Origin of the sequence: Azospirillum endophyticum (assembly GCF_016595245.1) — a bacterium.
GTDB classification, from domain to species: Bacteria; Pseudomonadota; Alphaproteobacteria; order Azospirillales; family Azospirillaceae; genus Azospirillum; species Azospirillum endophyticum.
In genome coordinates this window covers 117,027-135,434 of record NZ_JAENHM010000044.1, presented here as the reverse complement: position 1 = coordinate 135,434, position 18,408 = coordinate 117,027, and the positions used below count along the sequence as shown (strand labels likewise).

General features: G+C 69.3%; 20 protein-coding genes. 9 read left to right on the top strand and 11 right to left on the bottom strand.

Annotation, left to right across the window (positions count from 1 at the left end; all coding sequences use genetic code 11):
- Positions 1-396: 396 nt before the first annotated feature.
- Positions 397-705 (top strand): hypothetical protein, encoded by a 309-nt coding sequence (locus tag JHL17_RS13965; protein ID WP_200194080.1) that lies wholly within the window; start codon positions 397-399, stop codon positions 703-705.
- Positions 706-745: 40 nt separating this feature from the next.
- On the opposite strand, the gene JHL17_RS13960 is transcribed toward JHL17_RS13965, so the two are convergent.
- Complete coding sequence (locus JHL17_RS13960; protein ID WP_200194078.1) at positions 746-910, bottom strand: hypothetical protein; 165 nt, start codon at positions 908-910, stop codon at positions 746-748.
- A gap of 85 nt (positions 911-995) precedes the next feature.
- The gene (locus JHL17_RS13955; RefSeq protein WP_200194076.1) at positions 996-1,946 is read right to left on the bottom strand and encodes an AraC family transcriptional regulator; all 951 of its coding nucleotides are present in this window, start codon (positions 1,944-1,946) and stop codon (positions 996-998) included.
- Between the two features lie 99 nt (positions 1,947-2,045).
- Between JHL17_RS13955 and JHL17_RS13950 the strand changes: the two genes are divergently transcribed.
- A complete protein-coding gene (locus JHL17_RS13950; protein ID WP_200194074.1) occupies positions 2,046-2,786 on the top strand; it encodes an SDR family oxidoreductase in 741 nt (246 codons plus the stop codon).
- Between the two features lie 7 nt (positions 2,787-2,793).
- Here JHL17_RS13950 and JHL17_RS13945 read toward each other — a convergent pair whose 3' ends face one another.
- Positions 2,794-3,696 (bottom strand): LysR family transcriptional regulator, encoded by a 903-nt coding sequence (locus tag JHL17_RS13945; protein WP_200194071.1) that lies wholly within the window; start codon positions 3,694-3,696, stop codon positions 2,794-2,796.
- A 117-nt stretch (positions 3,697-3,813) separates the two neighbouring features.
- Between JHL17_RS13945 and JHL17_RS13940 the strand changes: the two genes are divergently transcribed.
- The 7 genes from JHL17_RS13940 (at position 3,814) to JHL17_RS13910 (ending at position 7,993) form a co-directional block, all read left to right on the top strand.
- Positions 3,814-4,179, top strand: coding sequence for a cupin domain-containing protein (locus JHL17_RS13940; RefSeq protein WP_200194069.1), 366 nt, complete (start codon positions 3,814-3,816; stop codon positions 4,177-4,179).
- Between the two features lie 116 nt (positions 4,180-4,295).
- Positions 4,296-4,838: a hypothetical protein gene (locus JHL17_RS13935; RefSeq protein ID WP_200194067.1), complete on the top strand. Its 543-nt coding sequence runs from the start codon at positions 4,296-4,298 to the stop codon at positions 4,836-4,838.
- A gap of 246 nt (positions 4,839-5,084) precedes the next feature.
- On the top strand, positions 5,085-5,537 hold the full coding sequence (locus JHL17_RS13930; RefSeq protein ID WP_200194065.1) for a hypothetical protein: 453 nt from the start codon (positions 5,085-5,087) through the stop codon (positions 5,535-5,537).
- Positions 5,538-5,586: 49 nt separating this feature from the next.
- On the top strand, positions 5,587-5,943 hold the full coding sequence (locus JHL17_RS13925) for a hypothetical protein (RefSeq protein ID WP_200194063.1): 357 nt from the start codon (positions 5,587-5,589) through the stop codon (positions 5,941-5,943).
- 32 nt (positions 5,944-5,975) lie between these two features.
- Positions 5,976-6,251, top strand: coding sequence for a hypothetical protein (locus tag JHL17_RS13920; protein ID WP_200194061.1), 276 nt, complete (start codon positions 5,976-5,978; stop codon positions 6,249-6,251).
- Between the two features lie 216 nt (positions 6,252-6,467).
- The gene (locus tag JHL17_RS13915) at positions 6,468-7,178 is read left to right on the top strand and encodes a Crp/Fnr family transcriptional regulator (protein WP_200194059.1); all 711 of its coding nucleotides are present in this window, start codon (positions 6,468-6,470) and stop codon (positions 7,176-7,178) included.
- A 101-nt stretch (positions 7,179-7,279) separates the two neighbouring features.
- A complete protein-coding gene (locus JHL17_RS13910; RefSeq protein WP_200194057.1) occupies positions 7,280-7,993 on the top strand; it encodes a hypothetical protein in 714 nt (237 codons plus the stop codon).
- A 12-nt stretch (positions 7,994-8,005) separates the two neighbouring features.
- On the opposite strand, the gene JHL17_RS13905 is transcribed toward JHL17_RS13910, so the two are convergent.
- From JHL17_RS13905 to JHL17_RS13870, 8 genes are all read right to left on the bottom strand, one after another.
- Positions 8,006-10,831 carry an SUMF1/EgtB/PvdO family nonheme iron enzyme gene (locus JHL17_RS13905; protein WP_200194055.1) on the bottom strand — a complete coding sequence of 942 codons (2,826 nt, stop codon included), beginning with the start codon at positions 10,829-10,831 and terminating at the stop codon, positions 8,006-8,008.
- A gap of 270 nt (positions 10,832-11,101) precedes the next feature.
- The gene (locus JHL17_RS13900) at positions 11,102-13,033 is read right to left on the bottom strand and encodes an adenylate/guanylate cyclase domain-containing protein (RefSeq protein WP_200194053.1); all 1,932 of its coding nucleotides are present in this window, start codon (positions 13,031-13,033) and stop codon (positions 11,102-11,104) included.
- A 7-nt stretch (positions 13,034-13,040) separates the two neighbouring features.
- Entirely contained in the window at positions 13,041-14,234 is a 1,194-nt protein-coding gene (locus JHL17_RS13895; protein WP_200194051.1) for a DUF4384 domain-containing protein, read from the bottom strand.
- 26 nt (positions 14,235-14,260) lie between these two features.
- Positions 14,261-14,635: a hypothetical protein gene (locus tag JHL17_RS13890; RefSeq protein ID WP_200194049.1), complete on the bottom strand. Its 375-nt coding sequence runs from the start codon at positions 14,633-14,635 to the stop codon at positions 14,261-14,263.
- A 26-nt stretch (positions 14,636-14,661) separates the two neighbouring features.
- The gene (locus JHL17_RS13885) at positions 14,662-15,489 is read right to left on the bottom strand and encodes an OmpA family protein (RefSeq protein WP_200194047.1); all 828 of its coding nucleotides are present in this window, start codon (positions 15,487-15,489) and stop codon (positions 14,662-14,664) included.
- 118 nt (positions 15,490-15,607) lie between these two features.
- A complete protein-coding gene (locus JHL17_RS13880; RefSeq protein WP_200194045.1) occupies positions 15,608-17,167 on the bottom strand; it encodes a DUF4384 domain-containing protein in 1,560 nt (519 codons plus the stop codon).
- Between the two features lie 69 nt (positions 17,168-17,236).
- On the bottom strand, positions 17,237-17,824 hold the full coding sequence (locus JHL17_RS13875) for a DUF4399 domain-containing protein (protein ID WP_247893529.1): 588 nt from the start codon (positions 17,822-17,824) through the stop codon (positions 17,237-17,239).
- A gap of 38 nt (positions 17,825-17,862) precedes the next feature.
- Positions 17,863-18,297: a DUF4399 domain-containing protein gene (locus tag JHL17_RS13870; protein WP_200194043.1), complete on the bottom strand. Its 435-nt coding sequence runs from the start codon at positions 18,295-18,297 to the stop codon at positions 17,863-17,865.
- Between the last annotated feature and the right edge of the window lie 111 nt (positions 18,298-18,408).

Sequence of the window (18,408 nt, the reverse complement as noted above, 5' to 3'; positions counted from 1 at the left end):
TTGATGTCGCCCGGAGGTAACCCCGCGACCCCCGGCCGCGTTCCCGCAGAGCCCGCGCTGGTTCCGGGATGATCGCCGCCTCCCGAGCACGGGAACGCGCGATCGGGAGGGAATTTTTCGTTATGACGCGCCACGACTTGGGAGAGGAGAAGTATCCCCGTCGATATCCGAGCCTTTGCAAATATCCATTGTCACCGCTCAAATGGACATGCCGAGATTTTCCATGGACACGTCTTCAGTGCTCTGACATCGTTCGTGCACCAACTTTAACGGGGACGGCGACGGGAGGTTCGGGTAATGAAAGCCTCATCCACAAGTTTCAGGGCGGCGTGCCTGTTCGCTCTTTGCGGTCTCGGCATGGGTATTGGGATGGCAGCCTCGCAGGATCACAGCCTGATGCCGGCTCACGCCCACCTCAATCTTCTGGGCTGGGTGTCGCTCTTCCTGTTCGGGGTCTATTACCGGCTGCATCCGGCATTGGAAGCCAGCCGCCTCGCGATGACCCAGATCGTCGTCTGGTGTGTCGGCACGGCGTTCCTGACGATCGCCGTGGCGGCCCTGCATCTCGGCTACGCCGCGTTCGAACCGGTCGCCGCCGTCAGTTCGCTGCTGGTCTTCGGTGCGCTCGCGCTCTTCACCCTGCTCGTTTTCCGCTCCGGCAAGCTGGCGCAGTCCGTCACGCCGGCGATGACCGCAGCGGAATGATTGGTGGGCGGTACCGCCTTGCGCAGACGGGTCAAGCGCCTCAGACCGGGTGACCTGGATTGGGGACCTTCTCGAAGCGCTTGCCGTCGGCCGCCTCCCTGTTGTCCTCCGTGGTCCGCGGAACCGCGCCGTCGTCATGGGGGGCGGCCGGATCGCGGCCGGCCGGCCGCTTCGGTCCCCGGTCTTGCTCTTTCGTGCTGGACATGGACGGCTCCCTTGGAAAGCAGGATACGATCCGCCAACCGGTGAAGCGGGGCGCCGGTTCCCCGGCGACCGTGGAAAAAGCGGTTTCAGGCATCCGGGCCGGCAGCCGGCACCTGGTCGGAAAGCTCCATCTCCCCCTCGTCCTGCCGGCGCGCATAGACCGTCGGCGGGACGCCGACATGGCGGGTGAAGGCCACGCTGAAGGTGCTGGCGGAGCTGTAGCCGACACGCTCCGCGACGGCGGCGATGCCGCCATCCCGCCGGCGCAGCATGTCCTTCGCCAGCGCCATGCGCCATTGCAGCAGATATTCCATCGGCGCGACGCCGACCGCCTGCCGGAACCGCTCGAAGAAGGTCGACCGGGACAGCGCGGCCTCCTTCGCCAGTTGCGCGACCGTCCAGGGCAAGGCCGGGCGGTCATGGATGCCTCTCAGTGCAGCGGCGATCCGATCGTCGCCGAGCCCCCGCAACAGGCCCGGCGATCCAGCCGACAACGTCGTAGAGCGAAGGGCCTCGATCAGCAAAACCTCCAGCAGATGGGCCAGGATGACCTCGCGCGCCGGCCGCAATGACCGCGATTCCTCGTTCACCAGTTGAACCAGGGTGCTCAACCGCCTCTCGCCGCGAACATGCACGAGTTGCGGCAGAAGCGACAGCAGCAAGGCCGCATCAGGCGAGCCGAATGCGCAATAGCCGATGAGGCTGCGGACCTCCGGTGGCTGGTCGGGGCTGCCGAGCAGGAATTCGCCTGGGCGCAATTCGACGGGAGCGGTATCGGCGGCGCCCGGCGGCATCGGTTCGATGCTCGACATCGTGAATTGGTACGCTGCCGGGATCAGCACGAAGTCATGCGTTTCGAGGATGATCGGATCGCCGCCGCCAACGGTCAGACGGCAGGAGCCGTCAAGAACCACGCAATAGAACGGACGCCCGCTTTCCGTCCGCCGGACCCGCCAGTGGCCGGCTCCTTGGGTAAGCTTCGAAAAGGAGGCGCTCGGCCGCAGCAGGCCGACCACCTGAGCCAGGGGATCGATCAATTTCGGACTCTTGCCAATGAATTCCGGACTTCAGATCGTAGATGATCCGGACGAGGCGGTCTATCTTCCGCTTCGCAATTCAGCGGCAGGAGCCATTCCATGAAGACGATCCTCATCACCGGCTGCTCATCCGGTTTCGGCCTGGAAACGGCCCGTCTCTTCCTCGATCGCGGCTGGACGGTCATCGCCACCATGCGAACCCCGCGCGAGGATATCCTTCCCCGCTCGGAGCGCCTGCGCATCCTCCGCCTCGACGTCACCGATGCGGACAGCATCGGGCGGGCGGTGGAAGAGGCCGGGGCGGTCGAGGTGCTGGTCAACAATGCCGGCATCGGACTGCTCGGCGCGCTGGAAGGGGTGACGATGGACAGCGTGCGCGAAATTTTCGCGACGAACACCTTCGGTACCATGGCGATGACGCAGGCGATGCTGCCCCAATTCCGGGCACGCAAGTCGGGCGTCATCATCAACGTCACCTCCAGCGTGACCCTGAAGCCTCTGCATCTGCTCTCGGTCTACACGGCGAGCAAGGCGGCGGTGAACGCCTTCACCGAATCCCTGGCATTGGAGTTGGAGCCCTTCAATGTCCGGGCGCATCTGGTCCTTCCGGGCCGCGCACCGGACACCGCCTTCGGCCAGAATGCGCGATCCCGCATCGAGAACGCCATTCCGGAGGCCTACGCGCCGCTGGCCCAAAGCGTTTTCGCTGCCTGGCAGCAGCCGGGTCCGGTCACCCATGCATCCGACGTGGCGGATGGCGTCTGGCGTGCGGCGACCGATCCGTCCTGCCCGCTGCGTCTTGCCGCCGGTGCCGATGCGGTGGCTCTCGCATCGGCATGACTTGCGGTCAGCCGCGGCTCCGCAAGGCGTCCGCGACGGCGCGCACGGCGGGCGACAGCGGCGCACCCGCCGCATAGTAAAGATGAAAGCCGGGAAAGCTCGGCGACCAATCCGTCAGAACCCGCAACAGCCGCCCGTCGTCGATCATCGGCTGCACGACCTGGTCGATGCCGTGCCAAAGTCCGATGCCGCCGATCGCGCCGTCCAGCATGAGGTCGGCATCGTCGGTGACGAGGGTGCCGCCGACGTCGAGCACCACCGTCTCACCGTCGCGTTCGAAAGCCCAGCGATAGAGCGCGCCGGCGGGGCCGCTGAGACAGCCGATGCAGCGGTGGCGCACCAGATCGGCGGGGTGGAGCGGCGGCGGATGGTCGGCGAAATAGCCCGGCGAGCCGACGACGGCGGCGGTGAACGGCTTGGTCAGCGCCACCGCCACCATGTCCTGCGCCACGTCGTTGCCGTACTGGATGCCGAGATCGAACCCGCCGGTCAAATCGCCCGGCCATTCGACCGTGCGGACGTCAAGCGTCACATGCGGGCAATCCCGCGCAAGCCGCCGGATCGCCGGTCCGACCAGCATCTGGATCGCCAGCCGCGGCGCCGCCAGCCGCACGGTCCCGACCGGCATATCCTCGGGAATGCCGACCGCCGCGACGGCATCGTCCAGCAATTCCAGCGCCGGCCGCAGATCCTGCAGGAGCTTGGTGCCGGCCTCCGTCAGCGTCACCGCCCGGGTGGTGCGGTTCAGCAGCCGCTGGCCGATCCGATCCTCGAAGGCACGGACCGCATGGCTCAGCGTCGATGGCGTCAGGCCCAGGTCCGCCGCCGCCCGGCGGAAGCTGCACGCCTCCGCCACCGCGGCGAACGCCCGCACCTCCGCATATTCCCCCGGCTTCAGGCGTCTGCGCATTGCTGAATGCCACCCATCAAGCTGTTGCATCGCAGGCGCCTTATGCGCCCGCTCGGCCGATATTAGGTGATGGGGGTCAACAGCACCATTCCGCAACGCCATTGCAAGGAGACGCAGATGACCGTCCGCAAATTCGCCCTGACCGACGTGTCGCTCGAACGCACGCCCGGGCAGGAAGCCGACGTGTTCGTCGGAAACCTGGTCGACCAGCGCCATGGCGGCCCGGTCACCATCGGCTACGGCCGCTACGAACCCGACCAGAGCATCGACGAGGCGATCGCCGTCGACGACGTCATGGTGGTGCTGGAGGGGCGGGTCTCGGTTTCGTCCGCCGCCGGCACGGTCACCGCCGGTCCGGGCGAGATCGTCTACATGCCCAAGGGCTCGTCGGTCACCATCCGCTCGCATGAGCAGGGCGCCCTCACCGCCTACGTCACCCATCCGCATTGGCAGGAGGCGCATCCCGACACGAAACAGCGGTGATCGACAAAAGACCCAAGAGTGTGGAGCGGCTCACATCCGCGGATCCGGGGTTTGGGTAGGGTCTGTCCATCGGCAACACGCCGCACCCCGCGGCCCCCGAAAACAGGAGACAGACCATGATCCGCACCGCCCTGCTGACCGGCTTCGCTTCGCTCGCCCTGTTCGCCGCCCCGGCGATGGCCCAGAACATCTCCGACATCTCCAACACCGCGGCCGGGGTCGGCAACACCGCCAACCAGAGCGCGCTGGTCATGCAGAAGTCCAAGGGCGGCTTCGCCGGGCCGAACGTCGCCACCGTCTCCAACCTCGCCGCCGGCATCGGCAACACCGCCGACCAGAGCGCCTTCGTGAAGCAGCGGAGTGGTGGTGCCTTCAGCGGCGGCTCGGTCGCCAACATCGGCAACACCGCCGCGGGCATCGGCAACAATGCCGGCCAGATGGCGACGGTGATGCAGAGGAGCGGCGGCCTGTTCGGCGGCGGCAATGTCGCCAATGTCGGCAACACGGCGGCCGGCATCGGCAACACCGCCCTGCAGAGTGGCACCGTGCTGCAGCGTTCGGGCGGGCTGTTCGGCCCCTCCAACCGCAGCTCCATGCAGAACCTGTCGGCCGGCGTCGGCAACTTTGCCGGACAGAGCGCCCTGGTGAAGCAGCGCTGACCGCCTTCTCTCCTCCCGGCTTCCTCCCCTGACCTCGCTCCGGCCGGCATCCGGCCGGAGCTTTCTTTTGCCCGGCGCCTTCCGCCGGGACCTTGCAGGAATTCGGCCCCCACCTGTGGGGCAGCTCACAGAAGCCTTCCTGGCGCTTCTCTAAGCTCTCCTCAAGAACACGGCCTTTCAGAAGCTGGCCAAAGCCTGCCGGGGCGCGGAAGCCCGAAGCCTCACTCCGACCGAAGGAAACCCGCCATGATCCGTAATTTCGCCCTCGGCGCCCTTGCCACCATCCTCCTCGCGACGCCCGCCCTGGCGCAGCCCAAGACCGGCCCCGGACCCGGCATGCCGTCGATGATGGCGGTACCCGGGCTGGTCAGCACCAACGTCGCCAATGCCACCAACGTCGGCGCCGGCATCGGCAACTCGGCACAGCAGCAGGGCGTCGTGCTCCAGGGTGGCGGCGCCCCGGTCCGCGGCGTCGGCCCGCTGGTCAACACCAATGTCGGCACCGCCACCAACGTCGCGGCCGGCATCGGCAACACTGCCGGGCAGAGGCTGCTGGGCATACAGGGCAGCGGCGTCCAGGTCGGGCTGAATTTCAGCGGCCGCGGCCCCATGGTCAATACCAATGTCGGGATCGGTACCAACGTCACCGCCGGCCTCGGCAACAGCGCCGCCCAGTCGCTGACCGGTCTCCGCCGCTGAGCGCCCCTTCGCTCTCTCCCCTGCCACCCCCTTGCCCGGGAGGCCACCGATGCCGAAGCTCCCCAAGCTCCCAACGATCTTGACCGTCGTTGCGCCCGTCCTGCTGTTCGCGGCCGGGACGGCTCCGGTCCGGGCCGATTCCCTCGCCTGCCAGACGGTCAACGGGAAGACCGTCTGCATGCGGGGCTCGGGAACGCTGAGCTGCGTGACGCTGGACGGCCGGACCCGCTGTTCGGCAACGCCGTCCGACCCACAGTCCGAGGTCGTTCCCGATGCGGACATCCATCGGCTGCCCCGCCCAGTCGCCCCCGACCTGCACGGGCTCCTCGACCGCCGGGGCTTCCCCTTCGGCCATCAGGCCCGCTCGCTGAAGCTGGAGGACGACGACGACGCCGACATCGACTGATCCCCCGCCGCAACCGAACCGGAGGCTCCACCATGTCCCGCCTTCCAAGCTCTCGTCTTCTGGCCCTGTCGCTGACCCTCGCCGCGATCGCCACCGCACCGGCCTTCGCCGCGCCGCCGACCTTGTCCTATACGCGGACTACCACGCTCGGCCCGCTGATCCTCCAGCCGGCTCCCGGCATCCCGAAGCCGCCGCCCTGCCTGACCTGCGGCGCGCCGACATTGCCGGGACTCACGCCGGGTCCGGTTTACGGCGGCGACCGCGCCCTGAACCCGCAGCCTCTGCCGCCGAAGGCGATCTTCCGCTGAAGGCAGGCAGTCTCTTTCCGATCAACACGACCAAGGGGCGACCGGCCAGCACCGGCCGCCCTTTTCGTGTCCGGTCCCCACACGAACAGGGCAGAAGCACCGACGACGGCGTACCGCCATTGACGGTGGGGGACATGCCGGTTGCCGGCGTACCATGCCCTGGTCGTATCCATGCCCTCGTCAGGACCGGCGCGCGATGTCAGCCAGGGGACAGCCATGACCGCGATACGGATCAACTTCGACAAGGATCTCGTCCTCGCCGGCCATTTCCTGCTCAAGCATCTCGAGCGGGAGGAGCGGCACCGGCTGGCGACCGCCGCACGGCTGTCCCACCACCCGCGCGGCGCGATGATCTTCCAGAAGGGCGATCCCGGCGACAGCATGATGGCGGTCATCCGCGGCCGGGTGAAGATCTGCTGCCACTCCTTGGACGGCAAGGAACTGGTGCTGAGCATCATCAACAAGGGCGGCCTGTTCGGCGAGATCGCGCTTTTGGACGGCGAGCCGCGCACCGCGGACGCGGTGGCGCTGGAGGAGACCGACCTGCTGATCCTCGACCGGTCGCAGCTGATGCCGGTGCTGACGGCGAGGCCTGATCTGGCCTTCCGCATCATCAGCGTGCTGTGCAAGCGGCTGCGCCAGACGAGTGAGCATCTGGAGGACACGCTGTTCCTCGAAGCGCCCTCCCGCTTCGCCCGCGCCCTCAAACGGCTGGGCGACGCCTTCGGCAAGCCGGGGCCGGAGGGACTGCGGCTGGACATCAAGCTGTCGCAGCAGCAGCTGGGCTGTCTGGTCGGCGTGTCGCGGGAGAGCGTCAACAAGCTGCTGAACGAATGGCAGCGCGCCGGGGTGATCGAAATGGATGCCGGCAACATCGTCATCCGCGACAGCGGCGCACTGGACGAGATCGCCGATTCCTGCGGCTGAGACGCCGATTTCACGCATCCTGTGAGCCGCGCCACAGCATCCCGCTTCGGGCGATCCCATCATGCTCCCCATACCGGCCGTCAGCCCCGAGGGAGCCCGCGATGCTGTTGCCCCGCACCACTCTTCTGACCACCGCCGCCGCCCTGCTGCTGACTGCCGGGACGGCCGCAGCCCAGGTCACCGGCGGCATCGCCTTTCCGCCCGGCCCGATCCCCGGGGCGGCGATGGCCCAGGCTTTCGCTCAGACGCCGCGCCTGCCGGTATCGGTGAACCCGACACCCCGCGGCGCTCCTCCCGGCGCAATGGTCACCAACCCGTCGCTCCGCCGCTCCACCGTGAACCAGCAGGCGATCACCCGCATCCGCGGCGACGCCGGCTATCTCGCCGGCTTCAGCAAGGGGCAGCCACTGGCCGCCAGCCGCCAGCCGCCGCCGGTCGATCCCAGCTTCACCATCATCGACGCGCCCTTCATCGTGAACAACTTCAACAGCGCGCTGAACTTCGCCTTCGGGGATGGCAACGTCAGCCAGCAGCAGCTTGGCGACGGCTCCGCCGCGGGAAGCGGAGCACCGGTGGAGACGGCCGCTCCGGCGCCGGAGCCGGCCCCGGCACCCGACCCGAAACCCGCCCCCGCCGCCAAGCCCGCCGGTCCGTCGACGCTGGACCTGCTGATGAGCACCGCCGGGCCGCTGCCGCACCTGCCCTCGGCGCTGGCCCATGGCGGGGTGCAGTTCAACAACGTGAACACCACGACCAACACCGCCGTCGGCACGGGGAACCGGGCGACCCAGAAGACGGTCACGGTCCAGCGCTGAGCGGAGAATCCGTCAGTTCACCTCCCGCGCCACCCGGAAGCCGTTGGTGAGATAGCGCACGTCGACGTCATAGCTGTTGCGCATCGTGTCGTTGATGGCCTCCAGCTTGTCGCGCCAGGACCCGCCGCGCAGCATGCGCTTGCGGCAGTTGCCCTGGCTCCAGGCGCTGCCGTCGGCCGGGGCGCCCTGGTAGTTCTTGTTCCAGCAGTCGGCCACCCATTCCGCCACGCCGCCGTTCATGTCGTGCAAGCCGAAGGGATTGGCCTTGTAGCTTCCGGCAGCCGCCGGGGTCAGATGCTCGTGCGGGCCGCCGCAATCGTCGCAATCGGCGTGGATTCCCTCCTCCGTCCCCCACCAATAGGGCGTCGCCGTCCCGGCGCGCGCGGCGAACTCCCACTCCGCCTCGCTCGGCAGGCGGTAGCGTTGTCCGGTCTTCCGGCTGAGCCAGGCCACATAGGCCTGGGCGTCCTGCCAATGCAGGTTGTGGACCGGTGTCCCGTCGGTCGCGTTGACCATGCGCGGCATGTCGGTGCACCCCCCGTCCTGGATGCAGGCGCGCCATTCGCCGACGGTCACCTCATACATGCCGAGCGCGAAGGGCTTGGCGATGGTGACGCGATGGACCGGCCTTTCCGAGGGGTCACCCTTGTCGTTCCCCATCATGAAGCCGCCCGCCGGCACCCGCACCAGCACCGGGCAGGTCGGACAGTCCTGGAAACTGTTGCCGGTGCCATGGTTGCGCGCCGCGCCGTTTGTTGTCCCATTGGTCGGCCCGGGCCCCTGCGCCGGCGGCGCGGTCGCCGCCACCTGCGGCTCGGCCGGGGGCGGGGGCGGGGGTGCGGCCGGTGCTGTCTGGGTCGCCGCGACCGGTGCCTGTGCGGGAGCCGCTGCGGATGCCGCCGGGGCCGGCAACGGCTCACGCTTCAGCAGGGAGGCGGCGATGAAGCCCTGGGTGCCGTCCTCCAGCGCGATGCGGTACCACCCGCCCTCCGGCACGCGGCCGAGAACCTGCACCGTCGCCCCGCGCGCGACCCGGCCGACCCGCGCGCCGCCATTGGCCGGCGTCGCCCGCAAGATGCCGTCGGCGGTGACGGCGTAGCGCCCCGGTTCGGCCGGTTCCAGGCCGGGTCCCAACACCGTCTCCGGCTTGGCTTCGGGCTTCGCCTCCGCCTTCGGGGGCGCTTCCGCCGGCTTGCCGGCGAGCTTCATCCCCTCCAGCTGGCGGCGGGCCATCGGGGCATGGCCGCTGCCGCCGAACAATTGCAGGAAGGCCTGGAAGTCGCCGGGCTCCTTGCTGGCCTGGATGCGCTTCCACACGCCATCCTCCAGTTCGGCCACCGGCGCGGTCCCCGGCGGCGCGATGTCCACGCCGACGCTTGCCGTGGCGGTGCCGCCGCGTCCGTCGTCGACGCTGTAGCGCAGGCTGCCGGCCGGGCCGGGCGCCGCGGCTTCCGGGTCGAAGGTCAGGGCGGTCAGCGCCTGGACGGTCAGCCGGTCGCCCGGCTTCACCACCGCGGCCCCATTGTGGACGCTGCCGCGCTCCGGCACGGCGGTGACGGTGACGGTCAGCGGATCGCCGTCCGGATCCACCGGGGCGTCGATCCCCATCGGGTTGCCGGCGACGCGCAGCTTGCGCTCCGCCACCACCGCCGGCGGCTGGTTGCTCGGCCTTATGGTGACCGGGATGGTGCCGGTGACCGTGCCGCCGCGGCCGTCGGCCACCAGGAACTCGAAGGCGCCGGCCTCCCCGCGGAAGCTGCCGTCGGGCTTGAAGCTGGTGGCCGCCAACTGGTCCACCGTCAGGTAATCGCCGATCAATACGCTGCGCTCGCCGACGCGCACGGTGCCGCCGCGCGGCAGCCCGGTGACGCGGGCATACATCTGGTCGTCGTCGGGGTCCGTCGGCTTGCCGGGCGCCAGCGGTTCCGGCCCGGCCCGGTCGGACAGGGTCAGCGCCCGCAACTCGCCCAGCACCGGCGGCCGGTTGGGCGGCCGCGGATTGAAATAGAAGGGCGTGGCGCCGAGCGATCCGTAGACGAACGGCTCCTGCCGGCCGTTGGTCGCCTGCTTCACCGTATCGCGCACGTTGCGGAAGAACAGGCTCAACTCCAGCCCCGGCGTCTGGAGATGCTGGAGCAGCGCCGCGCTGAAGGGGCTGTGGTCGCCGGTGCCGTCCTCGGCCAACTGGTCGGCACGGGTCGCCATCGCCACCAGCGTGTCGCTCGGCGCGTCGTCCACGCTGCCCAGGCCGGGATGCGCCTGGTTGCGGTTCGACCCGCTGCGGGTCAGGCGGTCGACGAAGGGATTGTTGCGGCAGGCGTCGAGGATGAGGATGCCGAGCTTGCGCGCCCCGGCCAGTTCCCCCATCGGCAGGTTCAGCGGAATCGCCTCGTAGACCAGGTCGCGCTCCCGCTCGAGCTGGGCGTCGGCGGGCAGCAGATAATTGACGCCATTCACCTGGATGCCATGGCCGGCATAGAAGATCACCGCCACGTCGGCCTGCGAGGCCTTGATGCCGAATTGGCGCAGGGCGGTGGCGAAGCCACGGGCATCCAGGTCGTACTGCTCGTCCACCGTGAAATTCAGCGCCCGCAGGGCTTCGCCGATGGCGCGCGCGTCGTTGCGCGGGTTGATCAGTTCCGGCGCGTTGCGGTAATTGCTGACCCCGATCACCAGCGCCAGGCGGCTTTCCGCCGCGCCGGTACCGGCACCGGATCCGGCGGGCTGGCCGGCGGCGGGCGGCCCCGCCGCACGCACCGATCCTCCCGCTCCCGCGACCAGAAGCAGGACCAGCAGCAGCGCGAAAACCATCCGGCAGGGTCTGACCGGTCCCATCATCCCCGCCTCCGTACCCGAGCGAAGAGGCGCCGCAAGTCGCCGGTCAGTTCGGCCACGGATGTGACTCCGCGGCTTCCGGCGAAGCTCATGGCGCATGACGGAAGGCTGTCGATAATAATATCGGAAATTGTCGACAGCCTGCCGTGGATCGTGGAAGCATACCATGGCTTGAATCGATGCCAAACCGCCCCTTCCGCCTCGGAATGGAAAAAGAGGGGGTGGCAAGCCGAAGTGATTACTTCGCCCATCGATCACGAATGCCGCCATCCTTCATTGGTCGATGTCGTCGCCGTCGTCATCGACCAACAGCCAGACGCGCACCGCCCTGAGCTTGCCCTTCAGCGCCACCTCCCCCACCGGCAAGGCCGTGCAAAGGGGGGGGACGGCCCGCCGCGCCGATTGCTCCACCGATTGCCCCACCGATTGCCAAGTCGGGTCGCCGACGATGACCCGGCAATGGCGGGACGTCCGGGCGTCGACCATCTTGCCATAGGCCTCCAGCCGGGCGGCGGTGTTGGCGGTGTCGCCCAGCAGCGAATATTCGCTGTGGCGCAAGCCGCCCAGGCTGCCGGCCACCAGCGGGCCGGTATGCACCCCGACGCGGATGCCGACCGGCGGCAGACCCTCCGCCTGCCAGCGCCGATTGAGCTCCACCAGGTCCCGTCCCATCTCCAGGGCGCAGCGGACGGCACGGCAGGCGTCGGCGTCGATCTGCGCCTGCGTGGTGCGGGCGACCGGCGCACCGAACACCGCCAGGATGGCATCGCCGACGAAGCGCAGCACCACTCCGTCATTGGCGGTGACGATGCGCACCATGGCATCGAGATAGCCCTCCAGCCAGCGGATCAGCGGTTCCGGCTCCAGCGCCTCGCAGATGGTGGTGAATCCCTCGATGTCGGAAAACAGCACGGTGGCGGTCAGCTGCTGCGGCCGCGGCCGTCCACCGGCCATGAAGGTCGCGCGTTCCCGCCAGATCTCCTCCGCCACCGGCTGGGAGACATGGTTGGCGAACAGTTGCATCATGACGCGCCGGTCGGCCCGCTCGCGCAGCGACATCTGCACGGTCATGGCGGCGATGCCGGCCCCCCAGGCCAGTGCCGGCGCCACCAGCGGCACCAGCGGCCCGCCCGCCGCGAACAGCGCCGCGCTCCCCGCCCAGGCGGCCGCCGGCACCAGCAGGCCCGCCGCCGCCAGCAGCCACAGCGGCGGAGCGGCGGCGGCCACCGCGACGCCGGCCACCGCCATCAGCAGTGCCAGCACGGCCTCCCCTGCGACGGGCAGGCGCGGATCTCTCCGCCCGTCGAGCAGTTGGGCCAGCACATGCGCCTCGATCTCCACGCCCGGCGTCGAGGCTCCGGCGGTCGACAGCGGCGTCCGGTGCTGGTCGATCCCGGCCAGAACCGTGCCCACCAGCACTATTCGCCCGGCCAGCCAGCTCTTCGGCAGGACGGCGACCGCCTCGGCGGGATAGACCGGGAAGGGAGCGGTGGCGCCGTCCGGCCGTCCGCGCCAATCGATGCGGAAGGGCTCCGCCGGCACCTGCGCCACGCCGCCGAGGAGGGCAAGCCGCACCGGCAGGCTGGGGGTGCCGTCGCCACCGAAGGGAACATGCCAGCGCACGGCGGCATCCAGCCGGTCCTTGGCCAGATTGGCATGACCACGCGGCATCCCTGCGGTGAATTCGTCGAGGAAGCGTCGCTGCCGCTCGGTCAGCGGCGTCTGGTCCAGCGCCGTGATCGCCACCACCGGAACCGGGGCACCCAGCAGGGCACGGCGTAGCCGTTCGTCCAAGGCCGGCAGGGTCGGTTGGTCGAACAGCACGTCGATGCCGATGGCGCGGACCCCGGCCGCCGCCAGCACGTCGATGATGTTGGCCAGCATGCCGCGATCCACCGGCGACCGGCAGGCAAGGCCGGTGAAACTGTCCTCGCCGAACAGCACCAGCGCGATACCCGGATGTTGCGGCCGGGCCGGAGTCGACGCGGCGATCAGCCGGTCGCCCAGGCTCTCGTCGGCGGTGCGCAGCGGAGGCAGCATTCTGGTGGCGGCGAGCGCCATCAGCATGCTGCCCAGCACGATGCCGATCGTCAGCCGCGTTTCCGGCCAGCCCCTGCGGCCGGACGCCGGCGGCAGGGGCGCCACCGGTTTCGCGATGGGAGGAACCAGCGGCCCCTCCCCGGGTCGGACCGGCGGACCGTCCATCCGGCGCTCACCGGACCTTGAGGATGAGCTGGGCCGATGCCACCTCCGTCTCGCGCAGTCGGGACACCGCGCGGTCGAGCTGGCCGGCGGCATCCTCGCCCAAGGGGCGGAACGCCGCGGCGCGGCCGGGCATCTCGCCGTCCAGGTTGCGGCTAGCGGCGATGCAGCGCACCTCCAGGTCGGCCGGCCCTTCGCCGGCACGCAACGGCATGCGGTCGCCGGACAGGCTGAACGGCACGTTGCCGGCCACGCGGGCACTCATCGCGGCGCCGGCTGGAAAGATGGGGATCAACTGGGCGCGCGCATTGCGCAGATAGCAGTAGAGATGGGCGTCGCGATCGGTCTGGACCAGCAGACGGATGTCCTCGCCCGGCCGGTAGGCGGCTCCGGCGGCACCATCGCCTGAAGGGCGATCGGCTGGACCGGAAAGGCGATCGGTCGCAAGGAAAAGGTCGAGCGGGACCGTCGCATCGCGCAAGGTCGCCATCGCCGCACCGACCTGCCCGGCACAGCCGGCCGACGCCATGCGCACCGCCAGGGCCGCACCGCCCGTCGCCTCTACCATCCGCACATGCAGCGTGCCGACCGGCGTTCCGTCGGGCCGTTGCGCGCCGATATCCATCCCGTCGGCCAGCGGCAGGGTCCGCGGCCAAGGCACCGGGCCGTCGTTCGTCCAGCCGACCGCCGCACGCTCTCCCCCCGCCTTGTCCTGCAGAAGCAGCTGGTCCATCCCCGGCTCGGCCGGCCGGCGCAGCCAGGGCGGGCTTCCGGCCTTGACGCATTGAACGCCGGAAACCGACGGGTCGATCGCCAGCGCCCGCTCCAGCGCCGAATCCAGCGGGCTCCCCAGGGCGCGCGCCGCCCCCAGGTCGCTCTGCATGAAGCGGTCGTCGCCGGGGCCGGCGCGGGCCGACACGCCGCGACTTGCCATGTCACGATTTGCCATGTCGCCGGGCACCCCGTCATAGGGGCCGCGCAACCGCAGGAGCCGGCCGTTGGCGAACAGCAGCGTCGCATTCGCCCCGTCGGGAAGCCGGACGGCCTGTCCGTCGGCGACGAGCTGTCCCTGGGCATAGCCGGGGGCGCTGGACGCCACGACCACGGCCTCCGCCCGTGCCCCGGCGGCATGGCCGCAGCCCAGGGCCAAGGCGGCGGCCAGGAGATGGGAAAGGGACTGATGGAAAAAGGATCGCTTGGACATGATTGTCACCTTCTGGATGCGGGAGATCAGTCGCGGTTGCGGCCCTTTCCTTCGTCGGGGGCGAGCAGGCAGGCGGTGCGGGATTGCGTCATCACCGACACCGCCCCATCGGTCCCGCCGTTGCGGCGGAAGCGCAGCCCGTTCATCTGGCTGGCGATGCTGAGCGAGACGACGGCAAGGTCCGCTTCGTCGATGATCTTGTGGCCGTCCTGCCAGCATTGGACGCGAACCCGCTTGCCGGCGGGGGCGATGTCCACCCCGCCCGCGGCCCCGCCGCTGGCGGCACCGGAATTCTCGGGTCCCTTCTTGCGGACCACCGTCGCATCGGCCCGGTCGGAGGCGGCAATGCCGGCAGCGGCCAGCAGGCCAAGGCAGGCGGCGAGGAGCAAGGCATGTTTCATGGCATCCCCTCCATTGCGGCCGCCGCTCAATGGGTCGGCTTGAATTCGACGCGCCGGTTGCGGCCGTCGTAGGGGTTGGCGGCGAGCGGCGCGGTCGGACCCTTGCCGTCCACGGTGATGCGCTTGGGATCGATCTGGTGGACGCGCACCAGATACTCGCCCACCGACACCGCGCGGCGCTGCGACAGCAGCATGTTGTAGGGAAGGTTGCCGCTGGCGTCGGTGTGCCCCTCCACCGTCAGTCCCAGGGTCGGGTCCTCCTTCATCAGCGCCCCGACGGCGTCGATGTAGGAGGCGGACTCCGCCGGGATCTCAGCCGAGTTGAGGGCGAAGTTGATGCGGAACCCGAAGGCTTGCGGTGCCGCTTCCGGTTCGGCGGCGGCCTGCGGCTCGGCGGCGGGGGCCTCCATCCGTGCCTCCTGCCGGCGTTGCTTATGGACAGGGCGGCTCGATGAGGATTGATGGGTGGCTTGAGAGGTGGGCTGGGGAACCGGCTGCGCGACGGGCTGTGCCTCCTGCTGGTAAGCCGGCTGGGGAGCGGGCTGCGCTGCCGGCGGCGTGGGCGCCGTGCCGTAATTGATCTCGTCGATGGGCCGGGGCCGCTTGGCGGCGGCACCGGCGGCGCCGCCGATGATCTCGATGCTGCGGGTGCGGATTTTCGGGTCGGGCGCCACCACCCCGCGCAGTTCCTCGACGCTGGGCGGCCGGTCGAACATCATCACCTTCGACGACCCAGACCCTTCGATCGTCTGGGCCGGCGCCGGGCCGGCCCAGGCGACGGCCAGCACCGGCAGCGTGGCGACCAGGATGTGGGACAGTGCATGGGACGCGACGGATTTGGAGGACTTGGTCATGGGAAAGCTCCCTGGGCTGGAGAGAAAGCGGCGTTGCCCCTGGTTCTAGCGCCGTCCCCCTCCCCGCGCTGTGAGCCGGCCAACAGTCGGCTCCCGATTTCCGGCGATCGGCCGGGTCTCATTCCCCCTGCGCCAGCGTGCCGGGCAGCACCTTGACCGTCAGCCGCTTGGCACGGGCGTCGCTTCCCTTCGCCGTCGCGAAGGCGTTGATGACGTCGTCCAGGGCGGCACCGGGAATGGGTTGCAGATCCTCGCTCTTGAACGCTTCCGGAATACGGACCCCGATCTCGTCATGGGACAGGACGCAGGCCACCGTCTCCTCGGCGCCCGGCCGGTCCATCCGCAGATTGAAGGGCTTCTGCACGCCGGGCGGGATTTCCACCTGCCGGCCAGCCTCGACGAAGGCGTCGGGTTGGAACCGGTTGGGGAAGATGCGGGAGACGGTGCCGGCGCCATCGCGGTAATAGCAGTAGACGAAGCCGTCCGCCGTCGGTTGCATCCGCACCACCAGCGCTTCGCCGGCACGGTAGCGTGGCACCGGGCCACGGTCCGACGACAGCAGCAGGTCGAGGCGGGACGGCGACGGCTGGGCGCGCGGCAGCCCCTCGCCGCCGGCGTTGCTGACGCTCTGCAGCCGGGCCGGCGGCGCCCCGCCTTCGCCGGGCGGCTTGGCGAGCAGGCGTTGGTAGAGGTCGAAGTCGATGCGGCCGGTGGCGATCAGGTCGTTGTCGGCCTGGAAGCGGCCGACGGCTTCGGCTGTGCGCTGGTCGAGCTGGCCGTTGACTGGCCCGTCGTAATAGCCCTGCGCCGACAGCGCGCGCTGGCTGAAGGTGACGCGTTCCGACGGCGCCATGCCGTCGAACCAGCCGCGGGCCTCCGCCATGAAGGCGGGGTTGGTCTGGTCGATGCCCAGGCATTGCCAGTAGGGCACCCGGGTCAGCTTGCCCAGCACCTCGATGGTGCTGAGCTCGACCAGCGTGCGCACGCCCTGGTGCAGCCCTTCCGAGCGGTTCAGCGAAATGTTGAAGGACAGGCCGGCCTTGCCGATCACCCCGCCGGCATCCGCCCCGCGTCCCGACGACACCACCGCCAGCGTGTTGGATGCCGACATGCCGGGGATGATCTGGCGGGTCACCAATTCCCCGACATTGAGGTCGATCGAGACCATGGACACCACCTGGTCGGCCGAGACGCTGAGATCCAGCTTGGGCAGGGACAACCCCGCCCCCGCCGCCTCGCTGACCACATTGTCGTCGAGCTGGGTGATGGCGCCGCGGATGTAGTAGGACGGCGCACGGAAGTTCGGCTGCACCCCGATCATCCAGTACAGCGCGTTGACGTCGTCCAGCGCCGGTTCGAAATCGACGAAGCGGAAGGCGCTGGAACTTTCCGACATCCGCGAGACCGCGGTGATCAGCATCTCCTTGGTGCCGCCGGCCACCCGGCCGGTGGCGTCGGGCAGGCCGTTGGCGGTGATGTAGATGTCGTGCTTGCCATGGGTCCACAGCAGCCGGTCCATGCAGCGCAGCGCCTCGCTGAAGCTGCTGATGGTGCGGACCGCCGGGGTCTTGGGCTGCTGCACCACGCGCGCCATCTCGCCGGAGGTGAAACAGCCGCCCAGCGCCAGCGTCAGGGCGGCGGACGCGCCGAGGGAACGAAGGACCCGGACCATGCTCATCGGCGCTGTCTCCCATGGGTTGGCGCGCCCGGCCCCCGGTTCAGGGTCCGGATCTGCGGCTCCGGGCCGTCACCGCGCCGACAGTTGCTGGCCGCGGTCCGCCCTGACGGTGATGGTGATCTTCTTCGACATGATCGGCGGGTCGTGCGGCACATGGTCGGCGTCGGCCAGGACCAGTTGCAGCGTGTGACGGCCGGGCGGCAGTTCCAGGATCGTTTCGGTCTGGCCCTTGCCGAAATGCAGGTGCTGCTTGTCGCTGGGGATCGGCTCGTCGAAAGTCTTCAGGTCGGTGTCGATCAGCAGATGATGGTGCCCGGTGCCGTCCTTGCGGACGCCGGCCGGCGCGACGCCGAAATTGCGCAGCCCGAACCACACCTTGAACCGCGTACCGACCACCTGCCCGTTGTTGGGCCAGCCGATATAGAGCCAGGCATCCTTGCGGCCGGGTGTCCGCTGCGCGGCGGCCGCCGCATCATGGTCGCCCTTATGATCGGCGGACGCTTCCGCCGCGACGGCCGGGAGCGACGCGAAGACCAATGGCACGGTCGACATCAGCCCCAGCAGCATCGCGCCGAAGACGGCGCAAGGGCCGGAGCCGTATTTGAGCGCGGACAATGCTGTCTTGATCGGGCCTGTCTTGATGGGACCTGTCTTCATGATGCCCTCCCTGGCGGACATGAACCGGTCGGGACCGGTCAGCGGACGGTGATGGTCACCTTCTCCGACATCACCGGCGGGTTGTGCGGAATGTGGTCGGCGTCGCCCAGCACCATCCGCAGCGTGTGGGTTCCCGGCGGCAGTTCCAGCCGCGCTTCGGTCTGGCCGCCGCCGAAATGCAGGTGCTGCTTGTCGTTGGGGATCGGCTCGTCCGGGTTCGTCAGGTCGGTGTCGATCAGCAGGTGATGGTGCCCGCTGTCGGCGTGGCTTATGCCGGCCGGCGATATCCCCATGTTCTGGAGGCCCATGCGGACCCAGAATTTTCCGCCATTGATGACCGCCCCGTTGGGAGGCCACAGGATATAGGCACGCGCGTCTTCGGGCGCTTTCGCCCGGTCGGCCATTCCCTGCCCAGCCATAAACAGCGGCAGAAGCAGCAGGGCGCCGACCGCGATCACGGCAGTCCGCAGCATGATTTCCCCCTGTTTTCTTCATTGCCCTTCGTCTGAAGACCTTGATCTTAGTCTTCGACCGGGAAGCAGGGTGCCCCCGAATTCTTGGGTAATCCCATCCCATTGGAAAAC

What these genes read in the sequence shown, in the direction of transcription:
- JHL17_RS13885 (WP_200194047.1), bottom strand. Translation starts at nt 15,489, where the DNA reads ATGACCAAGTCCTCCAAATCCGTCGCGTCCCATGCACTGTCCCACATC.
- JHL17_RS13900 (WP_200194053.1), bottom strand. Translation starts at nt 13,033, where the DNA reads ATGGACGGTCCGCCGGTCCGACCCGGGGAGGGGCCGCTGGTTCCTCCC.
- JHL17_RS13925 (WP_200194063.1), top strand. Translation starts at nt 5,587, where the DNA reads ATGCCGAAGCTCCCCAAGCTCCCAACGATCTTGACCGTCGTTGCGCCC.
- JHL17_RS13890 (WP_200194049.1), bottom strand. Translation starts at nt 14,635, where the DNA reads ATGAAACATGCCTTGCTCCTCGCCGCCTGCCTTGGCCTGCTGGCCGCT.
- JHL17_RS13905 (WP_200194055.1), bottom strand. Translation starts at nt 10,831, where the DNA reads ATGATGGGACCGGTCAGACCCTGCCGGATGGTTTTCGCGCTGCTGCTG.
- JHL17_RS13915 (WP_200194059.1), top strand. Translation starts at nt 6,468, where the DNA reads ATGACCGCGATACGGATCAACTTCGACAAGGATCTCGTCCTCGCCGGC.
- JHL17_RS13870 (WP_200194043.1), bottom strand. Translation starts at nt 18,297, where the DNA reads ATGCTGCGGACTGCCGTGATCGCGGTCGGCGCCCTGCTGCTTCTGCCG.
- JHL17_RS13945 (WP_200194071.1), bottom strand. Translation starts at nt 3,696, where the DNA reads ATGCGCAGACGCCTGAAGCCGGGGGAATATGCGGAGGTGCGGGCGTTC.
- JHL17_RS13965 (WP_200194080.1), top strand. Translation starts at nt 397, where the DNA reads ATGCCGGCTCACGCCCACCTCAATCTTCTGGGCTGGGTGTCGCTCTTC.
- JHL17_RS13910 (WP_200194057.1), top strand. Translation starts at nt 7,280, where the DNA reads ATGCTGTTGCCCCGCACCACTCTTCTGACCACCGCCGCCGCCCTGCTG.
- JHL17_RS13960 (WP_200194078.1), bottom strand. Translation starts at nt 910, where the DNA reads ATGTCCAGCACGAAAGAGCAAGACCGGGGACCGAAGCGGCCGGCCGGC.
- JHL17_RS13950 (WP_200194074.1), top strand. Translation starts at nt 2,046, where the DNA reads ATGAAGACGATCCTCATCACCGGCTGCTCATCCGGTTTCGGCCTGGAA.
- JHL17_RS13920 (WP_200194061.1), top strand. Translation starts at nt 5,976, where the DNA reads ATGTCCCGCCTTCCAAGCTCTCGTCTTCTGGCCCTGTCGCTGACCCTC.
- JHL17_RS13880 (WP_200194045.1), bottom strand. Translation starts at nt 17,167, where the DNA reads ATGAGCATGGTCCGGGTCCTTCGTTCCCTCGGCGCGTCCGCCGCCCTG.
- JHL17_RS13930 (WP_200194065.1), top strand. Translation starts at nt 5,085, where the DNA reads ATGATCCGTAATTTCGCCCTCGGCGCCCTTGCCACCATCCTCCTCGCG.
- JHL17_RS13895 (WP_200194051.1), bottom strand. Translation starts at nt 14,234, where the DNA reads ATGTCCAAGCGATCCTTTTTCCATCAGTCCCTTTCCCATCTCCTGGCC.
- JHL17_RS13875 (WP_247893529.1), bottom strand. Translation starts at nt 17,824, where the DNA reads ATGAAGACAGGTCCCATCAAGACAGGCCCGATCAAGACAGCATTGTCC.
- JHL17_RS13935 (WP_200194067.1), top strand. Translation starts at nt 4,296, where the DNA reads ATGATCCGCACCGCCCTGCTGACCGGCTTCGCTTCGCTCGCCCTGTTC.
- JHL17_RS13940 (WP_200194069.1), top strand. Translation starts at nt 3,814, where the DNA reads ATGACCGTCCGCAAATTCGCCCTGACCGACGTGTCGCTCGAACGCACG.